Below are 14100 nucleotides of genomic sequence, written 5' to 3'. Positions count from 1 at the left end.
ATTCCGGTGTTCCGATGAACAATGATCGGAATAGATTGCCGGAAAAACACGAAGGGCCCTGCTCAGCAGGGCCCTCGCGGTACTACTTGAAACTGGGAGTACGCAGGGTCAGGGCACGACCGCGACCGACGGTGTCGTCGGCCAGGTCATACGGATCAGGCCGCCGTTCTCGCCGGCGGTGACCTCCACGTCGTCGACGAGGCCGCTGATGACCGCGAGGCCCATGTCGTCCTCCTCGACCTCGGCGTCCGCGTTCCCGGCACCCGATGACCGGTCACCGGGGACGGCGTGCGGCGCCTCGTCGCCCACCTCGATGGAGAACTGCTTCTCCTCCTCGATCAGCGACACCCGCACCGGCGCCGAGATACCGCTGCTCTGATGCAGTCCGACGGCACGGGTGCACGCCTCGCCGACGGCCAACCTGACCTCGTCGAGGACGGCCTCGTCCACTCCGGCCCTGCGCGCCACCGCTGCCGCCACCAGTCGGGCGGTCCTGACGTGCTCGGGCAACGCGCTGAAGCGGAGTTCAACGGTGGCCATGCGTCCCCCTCGGAACTACGGGCGTGCTGTCGGAAGGCCGGGCCGCACGGGCCCGGTCCTCCTCACTTGTCTGTGGCCGTCCGGGCACGGGGCCCGGACGGACGTGATCAGTCAGTGGCCGCCACCGCTTCGTCGACCGAGGTGTGGATGGGGAACACCTTGGTCAGACCGGTGATGCGGAAGATCTTCAAAATCCGCTCCTGGTTGCACACCAGGCGCAGCGAGCCCTCATGGGCCCGTACTCGCTTCAGGCCGCCCACCAGTACGCCGAGCCCGGTGGAGTCGAGGAAGTCGACGCCCTCCATGTCGACGACGAGGTGGAAACTCCCGTCGTTGACCAGCTCGACCAGCTGCTCACGCAGCTTGGGCGCGGTATAAACGTCGATTTCGCCACCGACCTCGACGACCGTACGATCGCCGACGGTACGGGTCGACAGGGACAGGTCCACGGATCCTCCAGCACCTTGCTATCGAGCGTTCGCCCCTCGGGACACCTCGGCTTGAAAGCCCCCGGGACGGTTCGCCAGCCGCGATGGCATTCAATCACTTACCGGCAGGCGTGCACGACGCCTTGGCTCCATTGTCCGTCACGCCGGTGACACACTCGATGCCGATGGCCAAGAATCACCGATCCGATCGAACCCGGACGGACACCGCTTCCAGCCCCTCGCCGGGCACGGTCCTGGACCGGCTCGCCTCGGGGCCGAGCCGGGCTTCGCGCATCACTCATACGGAGCATGTGCCCCCACGTGCGGGTCGCCATGCCGTCTGGCCCGACCGGATCCGGCCGGAAGTGGTCTCCGCCGTACAGGCCGCCGGAATCGAACATCCCTGGGCCCACCAGGCACGCGTCGCCGAGCACGCGCTGGACGGCGAATCGGTCGTCGTCGCCACCGGCACCGCCTCCGGCAAGTCGCTGGCCTACCTCGTCCCGGTCCTCTCCCGCCTCCTGGACGGCTCCGAGGCCCCCAACGGCCGGGGCGCGACCACGCTCTACCTGGCCCCCACCAAGGCCCTCGCGGCGGATCAGTGCCGAGCCGTGAAGGAACTTTCACAACCTCTCGGAAACGCCGTACGCCCCGCCGTGTACGACGGCGACACCCCCGTCGAGGAACGCGAGTGGGTCCGCCAGTACGCCAACTACGTCCTCACCAACCCCGACATGCTGCACCGGGGGATCCTCCCCTCCCACCCTCGCTGGTCCTCCTTCCTGCGCGCCCTGAAGTACGTCGTCATCGACGAGTGCCACACCTACCGGGGCGTCTTCGGCTCCCACGTCGCCCAGGTGCTCCGGCGCCTGCGCCGCCTGTGCGCCCGCTACGGCGCCGAGCCCGTCTTCCTCCTCGCCTCCGCCACCGCCGCCGAGCCCTCGGTCGCCGCCCGCCGCCTCACCGGCGTCCCGGTCACCGAGGTCGCGGACGACGCCTCACCTCGCGGTGAACTGGTGTTCGCCCTGTGGGAACCGCCGCTCACCGAGCTGCACGGCGAGAAGGGCGCGCCGGTACGCCGCACAGCCACCGCCGAGACCGCCGACCTGCTCACCGACCTCACCGTCCAGGGCGTCCGCTCGGTGGCCTTCGTCCGCTCCCGGCGCGGCGCGGAGCTGATCTCCGTGATCGCCCAGGAACGCCTCGCCGAGGTGGACCGCTCCCTCTCCCGCCGTGTCGCCGCCTACCGCGGCGGATACCTCCCCGAGGAGCGCCGCGCCCTCGAACGCGCCCTCCACTCCGGCGAGCTCCTCGGCCTCGCCGCCACCACCGCCCTCGAACTCGGCGTCGACATCTCCGGCCTCGACGCCGTCCTCATCGCCGGTTACCCCGGCACCCGCGCCTCCCTGTGGCAGCAGGCCGGCCGCGCCGGACGCTCCGGCCAGGGCGCCCTCGCCGTCCTGATCGCCCGCGACGACCCGCTGGACACCTTCCTGGTCCACCACCCCGAGGCCCTGTTCGACCGACCGGTGGAATCGACCGTCCTCGACCCCGACAACCCGTACGTCCTCGCCCCCCATCTCTGCGCCGCAGCCGCGGAACTGCCCCTCACCGACGAGGACCTCGTCCTGTTCGGCCCCGCCTGCGAGGACCTCCTGCCGCAACTGGAGGCGGCGAAACTGCTCCGCCGCCGGGCCAAGGCCTGGCACTGGACCCGCCGCGAACGCGCCGCCGACCTGGCCGACATCCGGGGCCAGGGCGGTCGCCCCGTCCAGGTCGTCGAGACCGGCACCGGCCGGCTCCTCGGCACGGTCGACGCGGGCGCCGCCCACACCACCGTCCACGAGGGCGCGGTCCATCTGCACCAGGGCCGCACCTATCTGGTCCGCGAACTGGACCTGGAGGACTCCGTCGCCCTCGTCCAACAAGCCGACCCGCCCTATTCGACGGTCGCCCGCGACACCACCGCCATCTCCGTCCTGGAGACCGACACGGAAGTCCCCTGGGGCGACGGCCGCTTGTGCTACGGCTCCGTCGAAGTCACCAACCAGGTCGTCTCCTTCCTCCGTCGCCGCCTCATCACCGGCGAGGTGCTCGGCGAGTCCAGACTCAACCTCCCTCCTCGTACGCTGCGCACCCGCGCCGTCTGGTGGACCGTCACCGAGGACCAGCTCGACGCGGCCCGGATCGACGCCGAGATCCTCGGCGGCTCCCTGCACGCCGCCGAGCACGCCTCGATCGGCATGCTGCCCCTCTTCGCGACCTGCGACCGCTGGGACATCGGCGGTGTCTCGGTCCCGCTCCACCCGGACACCCTGCTCCCGACGGTCTTCGTCTACGACGGCCACCCGGGCGGCGCGGGCTTCGCCGAGCGTGCCTTCCACACGGCCCGTGCCTGGCTCACCGCCACCCGCCAGGCCATCGCCTCCTGCGAGTGCGACGCCGGCTGCCCGTCCTGCATCCAGTCCCCCAAGTGCGGCAACGGCAACGAGCCGCTGCACAAGCGGGGCGCCGTACGCCTCCTGACCGAGCTGCTGCGCACCGCGCCGGGGGCTCCGCCGGAGGGCCGGGTGCCCTAGTCTCGGTGCTGCCTGCCCGGGAAGCCCGGGGTGCTGAGCGCCTCAGAGTTCGGGGGTGTCAGGGATCGGGCGGCTGCCGGTCGTGTGTGGCTGGTCGCGCAGTTCCCCGCGTCCCTTGAGGGGCGCTTCTGCGGGACTGTCCGCTGCGTTCGGTGGCCCCGCACGTGCCCTGGACTCGGCGGTGAACGGGCCCATCGCCGAGGTGGCCGTGACGTCCGAGATCTCTCCCTGGAGCTCACAGCGCACCAGTGGGCTGTCCTGGGCCTTCGCCACCCGTTCCGCGGTCGCGCAGGCCCCCTCGGCGCCCTTCGTCCAGTGGTCTGCGGCCGCGAGGGCCGCGAGGTCGGCCGCCGCCTCCGCCTGATGCCGGATCACGACAGCCTGGCCGAAGGCGAGTACGGCACCGAACACCGCGCACAGCACCGCGATCGCCCCCACCGCCCAGACGGTCGCTGACCCTCTGTCCGAAGCAGCCCGCCGCCCCGGGACCGGGCGCACGCCCCCGAACCGTCGGCCGCACCACGACAACGCGCTCACCCGCCCGCCTCCCCCACCGTCTCCTCCGCGAGCGCCACGGCCGCGTGGCTGAGGTCGAGGTCCAGTCCGTCCGGCCCCGGCGCGTGGGCCGAGACCACGACGCGTACGAGATCACCCTCGCGGCCCACGTGCACCTCCGCCCCGTCCGGCGCTGTCTTCCGCGCCGCCGCCTCGACCGCCCCCGGCGGGTCCTGCCGGGCCGCCGCCCGGGCACCGGCCCGGGCGGCGTCCACGACCTGGATCTGTGCGCAGGCCGCGAGCAGGGCCCACACGAGCGCCGTCGCGAACAGCAGCATCACGGGCAGGGCCATGGCCGCCTCCGCCGTCACGAACCCGCCGTCGCCGCCCAGCGCCCCGCGAAGCCGACGCGGCTCACGCCCCGCCATTGAGGGCCCGCCCGACGATCTGCTGCAGCTCCGCCTGGACCTGTCCGCTGGTCACCACCTTGTAGAGCACCGCGGCGAAGGCCACGGCCGCGATGATCCCCACCGCGTACTCGGAGGTCACCATCCCCGCGTCCCTCCGCGCCGCGCGCACCCGGCACAGCACGGCCGACACCACCCGTACCCGCACCACTTCCCGCACTGCTTCCACAGCCCGCGTCGCCTGTACTACCCGTACTGCATGTACTGCCTTGCGCATCTCAACCCCCGTGAGGCTCTGTGCCGTTGACCACTCGTCTGTCTCGTTGGTCCGCTGATCACCGCAGTTCGTCGTCGCCCTTCCGGTCCGTCCGGGCGGCCCCCGCGCAACACCCGCCCCCGTCCGCCCCGTCACGGCCCGCCTCCTCGCAACAGACCGTCCGCCAACCCGATGACCACCGGCAGGACGCCCACCGCGATGAAGGCGGGCAGGAAGCACAGCCCCACCGGTGCGGTGACCATCACGGCGGCCCGGCGGGCCCGCTCCGTCGCCGAGCGGCCCCATTCGGCGCGGGCCTCGGCGGCCAGGCGGGCGACCGGTGAGGCGGCCGGCACCCCGGACTCGTCGGCGCGCTCCAGCAGCCGCGCCAGGGCTCCGGCGCCGGGCAGCGCCGCCAACGAGCGCCAGGCTTCGGCCGGTTCTCCGCCCAGCCGCGCTTCCGCCGCCCCTCTGGCCAGCCGTTCGCCCACCGGTCCGCCGAGGGCCTCGCCCACGGCCTGTGCGGCCGCCACCGGGCTCGCCCCGGCCGTGATGCAGGCAGCCAGCAGGTCGGCCGCGAGGGGCAGTTGACGCGCCACAGCGGCGACGTCGTACGCCTCGCCCGCTTCGGCGTCCGCGCGCCGCGCCCTCCTCAGCCATTGCCAGGCCCCGACCCCGGCGGCCAGCCCCAGCAGCAGGCCGACGAGCCCGCCGACGAGCACCCACCCGGCGCAGACCGCGCCGACGACCGGCAGCCATCGCCGTACGGCCCTCTGTGTCAGGAGGCTCCGCCGGGGCGGGTCGGCCGCCAGTGCGAGCACCGTGGTCAGCCGGGCACGCAGCCCTCGCCGGCGTCGCGCGGTGTCGAAGGACCGGACCAGCCACCACAGCCCCACGATCACGGCGACGGTCAGCCCCAGCCTGTGGACAAGTTCCCCGCTCACGCCGTCTCAGCTCCCCGCACGATCCGCAGCGCCCACCACAGGCCCGCGCCCTCCAACACGGCACCGACGAGCAGACAGCCCATCCCCGCCGTGCTGTGCAGCACCACGTGCAGGGGATCGGCGCCGAGCGCGGTCCCCAGCAACAGGCCCAGCACCGGTAGACCGGCCAGCATCACGGCCGTCGACCGCGCGCCGGCCAACTGGGCACGCAGGTCCGCCCGCTGGTCCCGCTCGGCACGCAGAGCGCCCTCCAGCCGGTCGAGGCCGGCGGCCAGGCCCGCCCCCCGGTCGACGGCCACCCGCCAGCACGCGGCAAGCCCGGACAGCCCCTCGGCGCCGGGCTGCCGCGCCGCGTCCAGCAGGGCACCGGGCACGTCACCGCCGAAGCGGGCCGCCGCCAGCACCACGGCATGGGCCTCGCCCAGTCCGGCGGAGTCCCGCGCGGCCCGCGTCAACGCCTCGCCCGGCTGCCGCCCGGCCCGCACCTCCCCCGCGAGCGACGCGCACAGCGCGACCACGGCGTCGCCCCGCCGCTCCCGGCCCCGGCGCTCCTCCGCCGCCCGCCGTACCCGCCTCAGCAACGGCACCCCGGCCGCTCCCACGACGACCGGCAGCACCGACGCCCCGAGCACCGCGATCACCGCCCCGGCCACCGGCGCCCACCACTCGGCCCCCAGCGTCCGCACCCGGCCGGCGACCCGTTTCCATCGCGGCGGCCCCACTGCCGCGCCGCCCGGCAACAACGACCGCGCCCGCCGCGCTCCCGCGCCCCGCCCCTCGTCCGACATCCAGGCCGCGGCCCCGGCACACATCACGGCCACGACCCCCGAGATCTCCCCGACCCCTGTCACCGCCGCCCACTCCCTTCCGGAAGGCCGCCAGGCCCGCCGTCGGTCTCGTCCATCCGCCCGCCACCCGGGCCTCGCACCCCACCGCCCGGGCCTCGCACCCCACCGGAGACCTCGTCCACCCGGCCGTGCGCTCCGCCCCGAAGCAGACCCCGCAGCCGCTCCCAGCCCCGCTCGTACACGAATGCCGCCTCGCCCCAGCGGAGGGCCGGCACGGTCCCCACCAGCCCCGCCCCGTCCCGTTCCAGCACGTGCACCTCGTCGATCCGCCGTCGGCCGTCCCGGTCCCGTACGAGATGCACGACCACCGACAGCGCGGCCGCCAGTTGGCTGTGCAGTGCGGCCCGGTCCAGCCCCGCGGCCGTGCCGAGGGCCTCCAGACGGGCCGGCACCTGCCCCGCGGCATTGGCGTGGAGCGTGCCGCTGCCGCCCTCGTGGCCGGTGTTCAGGGCGGCCAACAAGGACACCACCTCGGGCCCCCGCACCTCGCCGACCACCAGCCGGTCCGGGCGCATGCGCAGCGCCTGTCGCACCAGGTCCCGCAGCTCGACGAGGCCCACGCCCTCCTGGTTCGCCGGTCTCCCCTCCAGCCGCACCACATGCGGATGGTCGGGCCGCAGCTCCGCCGAGTCCTCGGCCAGCACGATCCGCTCGCCGGGGTCGACCAGCCCGAGCAGCGCGCTCAACAAGGTGGTCTTCCCGGTCCCCGTCCCGCCGCTGATGACGTACGACAACCGGGAGCGGATCAGCGCCCGCAGGACCCCGTCGCCGCCGGGCGGCACCGTGCCCGCCGCCACCAGTTCGGCGAGGGTGAAGGCGCGCGGCCGGACGACCCGCAGGGACAGACAGGTGGAACCGACGGCCACCGGCGGAAGCACCGCGTGCAGCCGGGTGCCGTCCGGGAGCCGGGCGTCCACCCACGGTCGGGCGTCGTCCAGCCGGCGTCCGGCGACGGCCGCCAGGCGCTGCGCGAGGCGTCGTACGGCCGCCGCGTCCGGGAAGCAGATCCCGGTGAGCTCCAGGCCGCCGCCCCGATCCACCCACACCCGGTCAGGGCCCGACACCAGCACGTCGGTGACCGAGGGATCGGCGAGCAGCGGCTCCAGCGGCCCGCTCCCCACCAGCTCCGACCGCAACCGCTCGGCCGCGCCGAGCACCTCCGCGTCCCCGAGCACCCGTCCCCGCTCGCGCAGCGCCTGCGCCACGCGCGCGGGTGTCGGCTCGGCCCCGCTCTCGACGAGCCACTGCCGTACGCCGTCCAGCAGACCGTCGTCGGGCATCCCGTTCACGCGGTTCACGCCGCCTCACCCCGGACCGCCGCGCGTTCCCAGAAGCCCTCGCAGAAGCGAGCGAGCGGTCCGCGTGGCACACCCGGGGGTCCGCCGCCGTCGGACAGCCCGGCCTCGGTGGGTACCTCGCCCACGAGGGGCAGCCGGAGGAGGCGGGCCACCTCGTGGTCGTCGAGGCCGGGGGCGTACGGGCCGCGGACCGCGACGCGCAGGTCGCGCAGGACCATGCCGAAGGCGGAGGCGACCCGGGAGGCGGCGGCGACCGCGCGCAGTTCGGCGGGGACGACCAGGAGCCCCATGTCCAGTTGGGCGAGGGTTTCGGCGACGCCTTCGTCGATGCGGCGCGGCAGGTCGACGACGACCGCACCGCCGCGCCGTCGCCCCGCGGCGAGCACCGCGCGCACGGCCTGGGGCGGAATGGCCACGGCGTCGCCCCGGTCCCAGCTGAGGACGCGCAGGGCGTGCACCTCGGGCAGCGACTCCTCCAGCGCGCCACCGCCGACCCGTCCGCGCGAGGCGGCGAAGGCCGGCCAGCGCAGTCCGTCGGCGCCCTCGCCACCGAGGAGCACGTCCAGGCCCCCACCGAGCGGATCGGCGTCCACGAGGAGGGTGCGGGTGCCCCGGCGCGCGGAGGTGACGGCGAGGGCGCAGGCCAGTGTGGAGGCCCCGGCGCCGCCCCGACCGCCGACGACGCCGACGGTGAGCGCCGGCCTGCCGACGCCTTCCGCCACGTCGGCGATGCGGTCGACGAGCCACTGCTCGCCGTCGGGCAGCATCAGGACGTGGTCGGCGCCGATCTCCACGGCCCGCTGCCAGACCCCGGAGTCGTCCTGGTCCTTGCCGACGAGCACCACTCCTCGTCTGCGTGCGGCCCCGCGCAGCCGCCGTGCCGCGTCGTTCCCGACGAGCACCAGCGGCGCCGTGTCCCATCGGCCCCGGCCTTCCGGCACCCCGTGGTGGACCTCCGGCCGGGCGCCCGCGGCCGCGCACAGGCGCAGCAGGTCGTCCAGCAGTTCCACGTCCTCGGTGACGATCAACGGCCTGCCCTGCCGCCCCTCGGCGGCGGACGGCCGGTCGTCGGTGATGGCTCCTGCCATGATCTCCAGCCCCCTTCGCTGCGTGAACGCGGTCGTCCGGTGTTCCGGACGACGTGTTCAACTCCTGTGTGAAGCACCGGAGATCGGCCGCCACGGAGGCGGTCGACGGAATCCGGCCCTACGCATCCGCGAAACGGAACCGGCCATGAACTCGCCGCCGTCGGGACGCGCTGGAATCACGGTGCGACGGCCTCGGAAATCATGTGGATCTTGGTCGAAAACTGTGGACAACTGGGTCCTTGTGAATATCGCCGTCACCCGAACAGGCGACTCCTGTGCGGCTTCCGCAGCGCAGCCCGGCGACTACCTACAGTGACGGATCCTGTGCCGGGGCAGAGGAAAGCCCACGAGTGCCTGAGGGCGCCTCGCGGGCCGGCGAGAAGAGAGGAAACGTGTCCGGACATGCGACGACCCCCACCGGGGGGGAGAGTGGGGGTCGTCTTCACGGCCGACTCGGGGGGGGAGGAGCCGGACCGCGTTAGCACGGTCGCGAACGATCCGTGACTTCCATGGTGTACCCGAGAGGCCTCTCAGGCAAACCCACGCGCCCCACACTAGCCCGAATGGCGGGCGCATATGCTCGGCCCCGTGGAAAACCACTCCTTGCCCCGCACAGCGGCCTTCTTTGACCTGGACAAGACGGTCATTGCGAAGTCGAGCACGCTCACGTTCAGCAAGTCGTTCTACCAAGGCGGCCTGATCAACCGCAGGGCTGCCCTGCGAACGGCGTACACCCAGTTCGTGTTCCTCGCGGGCGGCGCCGACCACGACCAGATGGAACGGATGCGGAAGTATCTGTCCGCGCTGTGCCGGGGCTGGAACGTCCAACAGGTGAAGGACATCGTCGCCGAGACCCTGCACGACCTGATCGACCCGATCATCTACGACGAGGCCGCCTCCCTCATCGAGGAGCACCACGTCGCGGGTCGGGACGTGGTCATCGTCTCCACCTCGGGCGCCGAGGTCGTCGAGCCGATCGGCGAGCTGCTCGGCGCGGACCGGGTGGTGGCGACCCGCATGGTCGTAGGCGACGACGGCTGCTTCACCGGCGAGGTGGAGTACTACGCCTACGGCCCGACGAAGGCGGAGGCGATCCGGGAGCTGGCCGAGTCCGAGGAGTACGACCTCGCGCACTGCTACGCCTACAGCGACTCGGCGACGGACCTGCCGATGCTGGAGGCCGTGGGTCACCCGCACGCGGTGAACCCGGACCGGACGCTGCGCAAGGAGGCCCTCGCGCGCGGGTGGCCCATTCTCGACTTCCACCGCCCGGTGCGTCTCAAGCAGCGCCTGGCCGTACGGCCGCGGCCCGCTCTTCTCGCGGCCGCCGCCATAGGCGCCGCGGCGGCCACCGCCGGGCTGGTCTGGTACGCGAGCCGGCGCCGTGTGGCGACCGTCTGACCCGCTCTCCGCGCCCCGGCTGCGGAATCACCCTCTTTGAACCTAAAAGTAAAGAAGCACATCGAGGGGTTCCGCTTGCCCGGGTCCTGGAGTAGAAAGGATTCAAGGCCCGCGAGACCAAAGGACGTCCGAGAGGATCACCTTTACAACTCATTTTGGCCCCACGGACCTAGCATGAACACCAGGCACCCACGCGACGTCGACCCGTCGATTACGGGCCAGCCGCACCAGGTCACGGGCTGAGTTCCCGGCCTGATGGGCACATATCGAGGACGCTTGGTAACCAGGTGGACATGCCAGCGGCGGTACGAATTCTCGTACCGCCGCAACCCTTTTCCGGGGGTTCTCCGTCGCCTGGGTCGCGGCTTTCTACGCCGCCCCGCGCTGGAGCGCCTCGCACACGGCCGTCGACTCCCGAGCGCCCAGCTCGATCGCCCTGCCGCAGTGGGCGATCCAGGCGGCCATGCCCTGCGGGGTGCCGGAGGCGTAGCCGTCGAGGGCGGCCAGATAGGCGGCGCGGCCCAGTTCCGCGTGGCCGACCTCCGCCGGGCAGACCGACTTGGGGTCGAGGCCGCTGCCGATCAGCACGATCCGCTCGGCGGCGCGCGCGACGAGGCCGTTGTGGAAGCCGAAGGGCCGTAGGGCGAGCAGTTCGCCGTGCACGACGGCGGCCGTCACCAGTGCCGGGGCCGAACTGCCCTTGATGATCAGCTCGGAGAGCCCGTCGAGCCGGCCCGCCACCTCCGCCGGACCCGGCAGGGGCAGCTCGACCAGGGGCTCCTCGACGGGCTCGCCGTCCTGTCGCGGGCGCCCCACGCGCGCGTCGTCGCTCCCGGCAGCGACCAGGTGCAGCCGGGCCAGCACCCGCAGGGGCGACTGCCGCCAGATCGACAGCAGCTGGCCCGCCTCGGCGGTGAGCCGCAGCGCGGCACCCACGGCGCGGGCCTCGTCGTCACCGTCCTGGCCGCTGAAGTCCGTACGGCGACGCACCTCTTCGAGGGCCCAGTCGGCGCCGGACAGCGCCGCCGAGCCGCGCGCGCCCCGCAGGGCGGCCTCGGAGGTGACCGCGTTGCTGCGACGGCGCATGACGCGGTGGCCGTAGACCCGGTCCACGGCCTTGCGCACGGACTCCACGGATTCGGCCACACCGGGAAGCTCTCCCAGGGCCGCGAGCGGATCGGCGGCCGCACCTGTCGTACTCATGAGTACGACCCTACGCGCACTGGCGGCCGACCCCTCGAAGGAGTGGTCTTCCCGATCGCGCGAACACCCTGGGCGGCCGCCCCACTACCGTTAGTGAACATGAAAATTGCTTTCGTCGGGAAGGGCGGGAGTGGCAAGACCACGCTGTCCTCCCTGTTCATCCGCCACCTCGCCGTCTCAGGTCTCCCCGTCGTCGCGGTCGACGCGGACATCAACCAGCACCTCGGCGCCGCTCTCGGCCTCGACGAGTCGGAGGCCGCCGAACTGCCCGCGATGGGCGAGCGGCTGGCGCTGATCAAGAACCATCTGCGGGGCTCCAACCCGCGGATCGCCTCCGCCGAGACGATGATCAAGACGACCCCGCCGGGCGACGGCTCGCGCCTGGTGCGGATCTGCGAGCCCAACGCGATCTACGACGCCTGCGCCCGTCCGGTGGAACTCGACGGCGGAGCCGTCCGTTTGATGGTCACCGGCCCCTTCACCGACGCCGACCTGGGGGTCGCCTGCTACCACTCCAAGACGGGAGCGGTGGAGCTGTTCCTGAACCACCTGGTGGACGGCCGCGACGAGTACGTGGTGGTCGACATGACAGCCGGTTCGGACTCCTTCGCGTCCGGCATGTTCACGCGTTTCGACATGACGTTCCTCGTCGCCGAACCGACGCGCAGAGGAGTCTCCGTCTATCGCCAGTACAAGGAGTACGCCGCCGACTTCGGCGTCGCCCTGAAGGTCGTCGGGAACAAGGTGCACGGCGAGGACGACCTCGACTTCCTCCGCGCCGAGGTCGGGGACGACCTGCTGGTCGCCTTCGGGCACTCGGACTGGGTGCGCGCCCTGGAGAAGGGCCGCCCGCCCCGCTTCGAGCATCTGGAGGAGGCCAACCGCCGCTCCCTGCGCACGCTGCACGAAGCGGCCGACGGCACGTACGAGCTGCGTGACTGGGAGCGCTACACCCGTCAGATGGAGCACTTCCACCTGAAGAACGCCACCAGTTGGGGCAACGAGCGGACCGGGGCCGATCTGGCCTCGCAGATCGACCCCGGGTTCGTGCTCGGCGAACAGGTCGCCGCCGCCGTCTGAGCGCTGCTACGGCTTGGCCGCGGGTGCCCCCGGAACCCCCTTCGGGGCCGGTGCCGCTGCTGCGGAGAGGAAGGACGTCCAGCCGTCCTTCGGGGACTGACCGACGCCCAGGCCGCGCAGCCTGTCCAGGACCTTCGGGTCCTGGGCGTCGAGCCAGTCGGCGAGTTGCCGGAAGGAGACGCAGCGCACCTCGGGCTTGCCGCAGACCGCCTCGACGGTCTCCTCGACCGCGCGCATGTAGACGCCGCCGTTCCAGGACTCGAAGTGGTTGCCGATGATCAGGGGCGCGCGGTTGCTCCGATAGGCGCGATCGAAGCCCGCGAGCAGCCCGTCACGGAACTGGTCGCCCCACTCCTCCCGCCGGGCGGGTGCACCCGCCCGGGCGCCGGACTGGTTGACGTAGAAGTTGTAGTCCATGGTCAGGGTCTCGAAGTTCCGTCCCGGGACGGGGACGAGTTGCAGCGACAGGTCCCACAGCCCGTCCTTCTTCTCGGGCCAGACCTGGTTCCGCACGCCGCTGGTGTCGTAGCGGAAGCCCAGTTCCCGGGCGGCCCGCATGAAGTTGGTCTGCCCTTCGAGGCAGGGCGTGCGGGCGCCGATCAGCTCCTTGTCGTAGTCGAAGGGCAGGGGTTCGGCCCGCTCCGTGCCGGTGTTGGTCTTCCACGCCTTCACGAACGACTTGGCCTGGGCGACCTCGCTCTTCCACTCCTCGACCGACCACTCGCCGACCCCGCCGTCGGGACCGCAGAAGTGGCCGTTGAAGTGGGTGCCGATCTCGTTGCCCTCCAACCACGCGCCGCGCAGCTGATCCACGGTGTCCTTGATCCCGCGGACGTCGTTGAACCCGATGTCGGAGCGGCCCGGTGAGTGCTGGGGCGGCCGGTACAGGTCCCGCTTCTCCTCCGGCAGCATGTACACGCCGCTCAGGAAATACGTCATGGTCGCGTCGTTGGCCCGGGCGACCTTGCGGAAGTGCGAGAAGAGCCGTTGGCTGTCCTCCCCCGCGCCGTCCCAGGAGAAGACGACGAACTGCGGGGGCCGCTGACCGGGCTCCAACCGCTGCGGCCTGGGCAGGTGCGGCTGTGCACCGGTGTACGCGGTGGAGCCGTCGCCGATCAGCCGGACGGCGGTCTTGGGCGGTGCCGGGGCACCCTCCTTCGTTGGTCCGCCCTGCCGGCCCTCCTGCTCCGTTCTCTTCGCGCCGGGTGAACCGGCGGTCGACGTCGGCTCACCGATCCCGCATCCGGCGAGCGCCGCGGCGACGGTCGCGGCGAGCGTGACTCCGGCGGCGATCCTCTGGGTGACGGCCATGTCCCGCCCACCTTCCTTCGCTCTGAGGCAGAGCGGCCAAGGTCACACAGAGTTCCGATCATGATTAATACGACAAGCCGATGAAATGCCTCATTCACTCCCGCGAGTGATCTAATGACCTATTTGCGGCTAATGTTCTTGCGCATCCTTTACCCTGCATTACGATTCGTTTACTGAGCGTTGAGATATCCCGCCGCTGTACGCCGTGTCCCACGGCCGCGA

General features: G+C 72.3%; 14 protein-coding genes. 3 read left to right on the top strand and 11 right to left on the bottom strand.

What is annotated here, in order from left to right; genetic code table 11:
• Positions 1 to 108: 108 nt before the first annotated feature.
• Positions 109 to 540, bottom strand: a complete 432-nt coding sequence (locus tag GWK25_RS02170) for an ATP-binding protein (protein WP_215448244.1) — start codon at positions 538 to 540, stop codon at positions 109 to 111.
• Positions 541 to 647: 107 nt separating this feature from the next.
• Positions 648 to 989 carry an anti-sigma factor antagonist BldG gene (gene bldG, locus GWK25_RS02165; RefSeq protein ID WP_005475923.1) on the bottom strand — a complete coding sequence of 114 codons (342 nt, stop codon included), beginning with the start codon at positions 987 to 989 and terminating at the stop codon, positions 648 to 650.
• A gap of 83 nt (positions 990 to 1072) precedes the next feature.
• Between bldG and GWK25_RS02160 the strand changes: the two genes are divergently transcribed.
• Complete coding sequence (locus GWK25_RS02160; RefSeq protein ID WP_215448243.1) at positions 1073 to 3547, top strand: DEAD/DEAH box helicase; 2475 nt, start codon at positions 1073 to 1075, stop codon at positions 3545 to 3547.
• A 42-nt stretch (positions 3548 to 3589) separates the two neighbouring features.
• On the opposite strand, the gene GWK25_RS02155 is transcribed toward GWK25_RS02160, so the two are convergent.
• The 7 genes from GWK25_RS02155 to ssd all read right to left on the bottom strand — a co-directional run bounded on the left by GWK25_RS02155 (position 3590) and on the right by ssd (position 8883).
• Entirely contained in the window at positions 3590 to 3985 is a 396-nt protein-coding gene (locus GWK25_RS02155; protein ID WP_374200586.1) for an Rv3654c family TadE-like protein, read from the bottom strand.
• Between the two features lie 95 nt (positions 3986 to 4080).
• Positions 4081 to 4470, bottom strand: coding sequence for a TadE family type IV pilus minor pilin (locus tag GWK25_RS02150; RefSeq protein WP_215448242.1), 390 nt, complete (start codon positions 4468 to 4470; stop codon positions 4081 to 4083).
• A complete protein-coding gene (locus GWK25_RS02145; protein WP_215457146.1) occupies positions 4457 to 4669 on the bottom strand; it encodes a DUF4244 domain-containing protein in 213 nt (70 codons plus the stop codon). The genes GWK25_RS02150 and GWK25_RS02145 overlap by 14 nt, the downstream gene beginning before the upstream one ends.
• Before the next feature lie 188 nt (positions 4670 to 4857).
• Entirely contained in the window at positions 4858 to 5649 is a 792-nt protein-coding gene (locus GWK25_RS02140; protein ID WP_215448241.1) for a type II secretion system F family protein, read from the bottom strand.
• Positions 5646 to 6461, bottom strand: a complete 816-nt coding sequence (locus GWK25_RS02135; protein ID WP_215457145.1) for a type II secretion system F family protein — start codon at positions 6459 to 6461, stop codon at positions 5646 to 5648. Before GWK25_RS02135 ends, GWK25_RS02140 begins: the two co-directional genes overlap by 4 nt.
• A gap of 35 nt (positions 6462 to 6496) precedes the next feature.
• Complete coding sequence (locus GWK25_RS02130; protein ID WP_251829353.1) at positions 6497 to 7777, bottom strand: TadA family conjugal transfer-associated ATPase; 1281 nt, start codon at positions 7775 to 7777, stop codon at positions 6497 to 6499.
• A gap of 14 nt (positions 7778 to 7791) precedes the next feature.
• Positions 7792 to 8883 carry a septum site-determining protein Ssd gene (gene ssd / locus GWK25_RS02125; protein ID WP_215448240.1) on the bottom strand — a complete coding sequence of 364 codons (1092 nt, stop codon included), beginning with the start codon at positions 8881 to 8883 and terminating at the stop codon, positions 7792 to 7794.
• A gap of 576 nt (positions 8884 to 9459) precedes the next feature.
• Here ssd and GWK25_RS02120 point away from each other — a divergent pair.
• Positions 9460 to 10284 carry an HAD family phosphatase gene (locus GWK25_RS02120; RefSeq protein WP_215448239.1) on the top strand — a complete coding sequence of 275 codons (825 nt, stop codon included), beginning with the start codon at positions 9460 to 9462 and terminating at the stop codon, positions 10282 to 10284.
• A 369-nt stretch (positions 10285 to 10653) separates the two neighbouring features.
• On the opposite strand, the gene GWK25_RS02115 is transcribed toward GWK25_RS02120, so the two are convergent.
• Positions 10654 to 11487, bottom strand: coding sequence for an oxidoreductase (locus GWK25_RS02115; RefSeq protein WP_215448238.1), 834 nt, complete (start codon positions 11485 to 11487; stop codon positions 10654 to 10656).
• 99 nt (positions 11488 to 11586) lie between these two features.
• Between GWK25_RS02115 and GWK25_RS02110 the strand changes: the two genes are divergently transcribed.
• Positions 11587 to 12567 (top strand): ATP-binding protein, encoded by a 981-nt coding sequence (locus GWK25_RS02110; RefSeq protein WP_215448237.1) that lies wholly within the window; start codon positions 11587 to 11589, stop codon positions 12565 to 12567.
• 6 nt (positions 12568 to 12573) lie between these two features.
• Here the strand turns inward: GWK25_RS02110 and GWK25_RS02105 are convergent, their stop codons facing one another.
• A complete protein-coding gene (locus GWK25_RS02105) occupies positions 12574 to 13878 on the bottom strand; it encodes a hypothetical protein (RefSeq protein ID WP_215448236.1) in 1305 nt (434 codons plus the stop codon).
• Between the last annotated feature and the right edge of the window lie 222 nt (positions 13879 to 14100).

The sequence above is a fragment of the Streptomyces sp. ATCC 21386 genome (genome assembly GCF_018728545.1).
Lineage (GTDB): Bacteria > Actinomycetota > Actinomycetes > Streptomycetales > Streptomycetaceae > Streptomyces.
The sequence above is the reverse complement of the archived record's forward strand: the minus strand, read 5'-3'. Positions and strand labels throughout refer to the sequence as shown.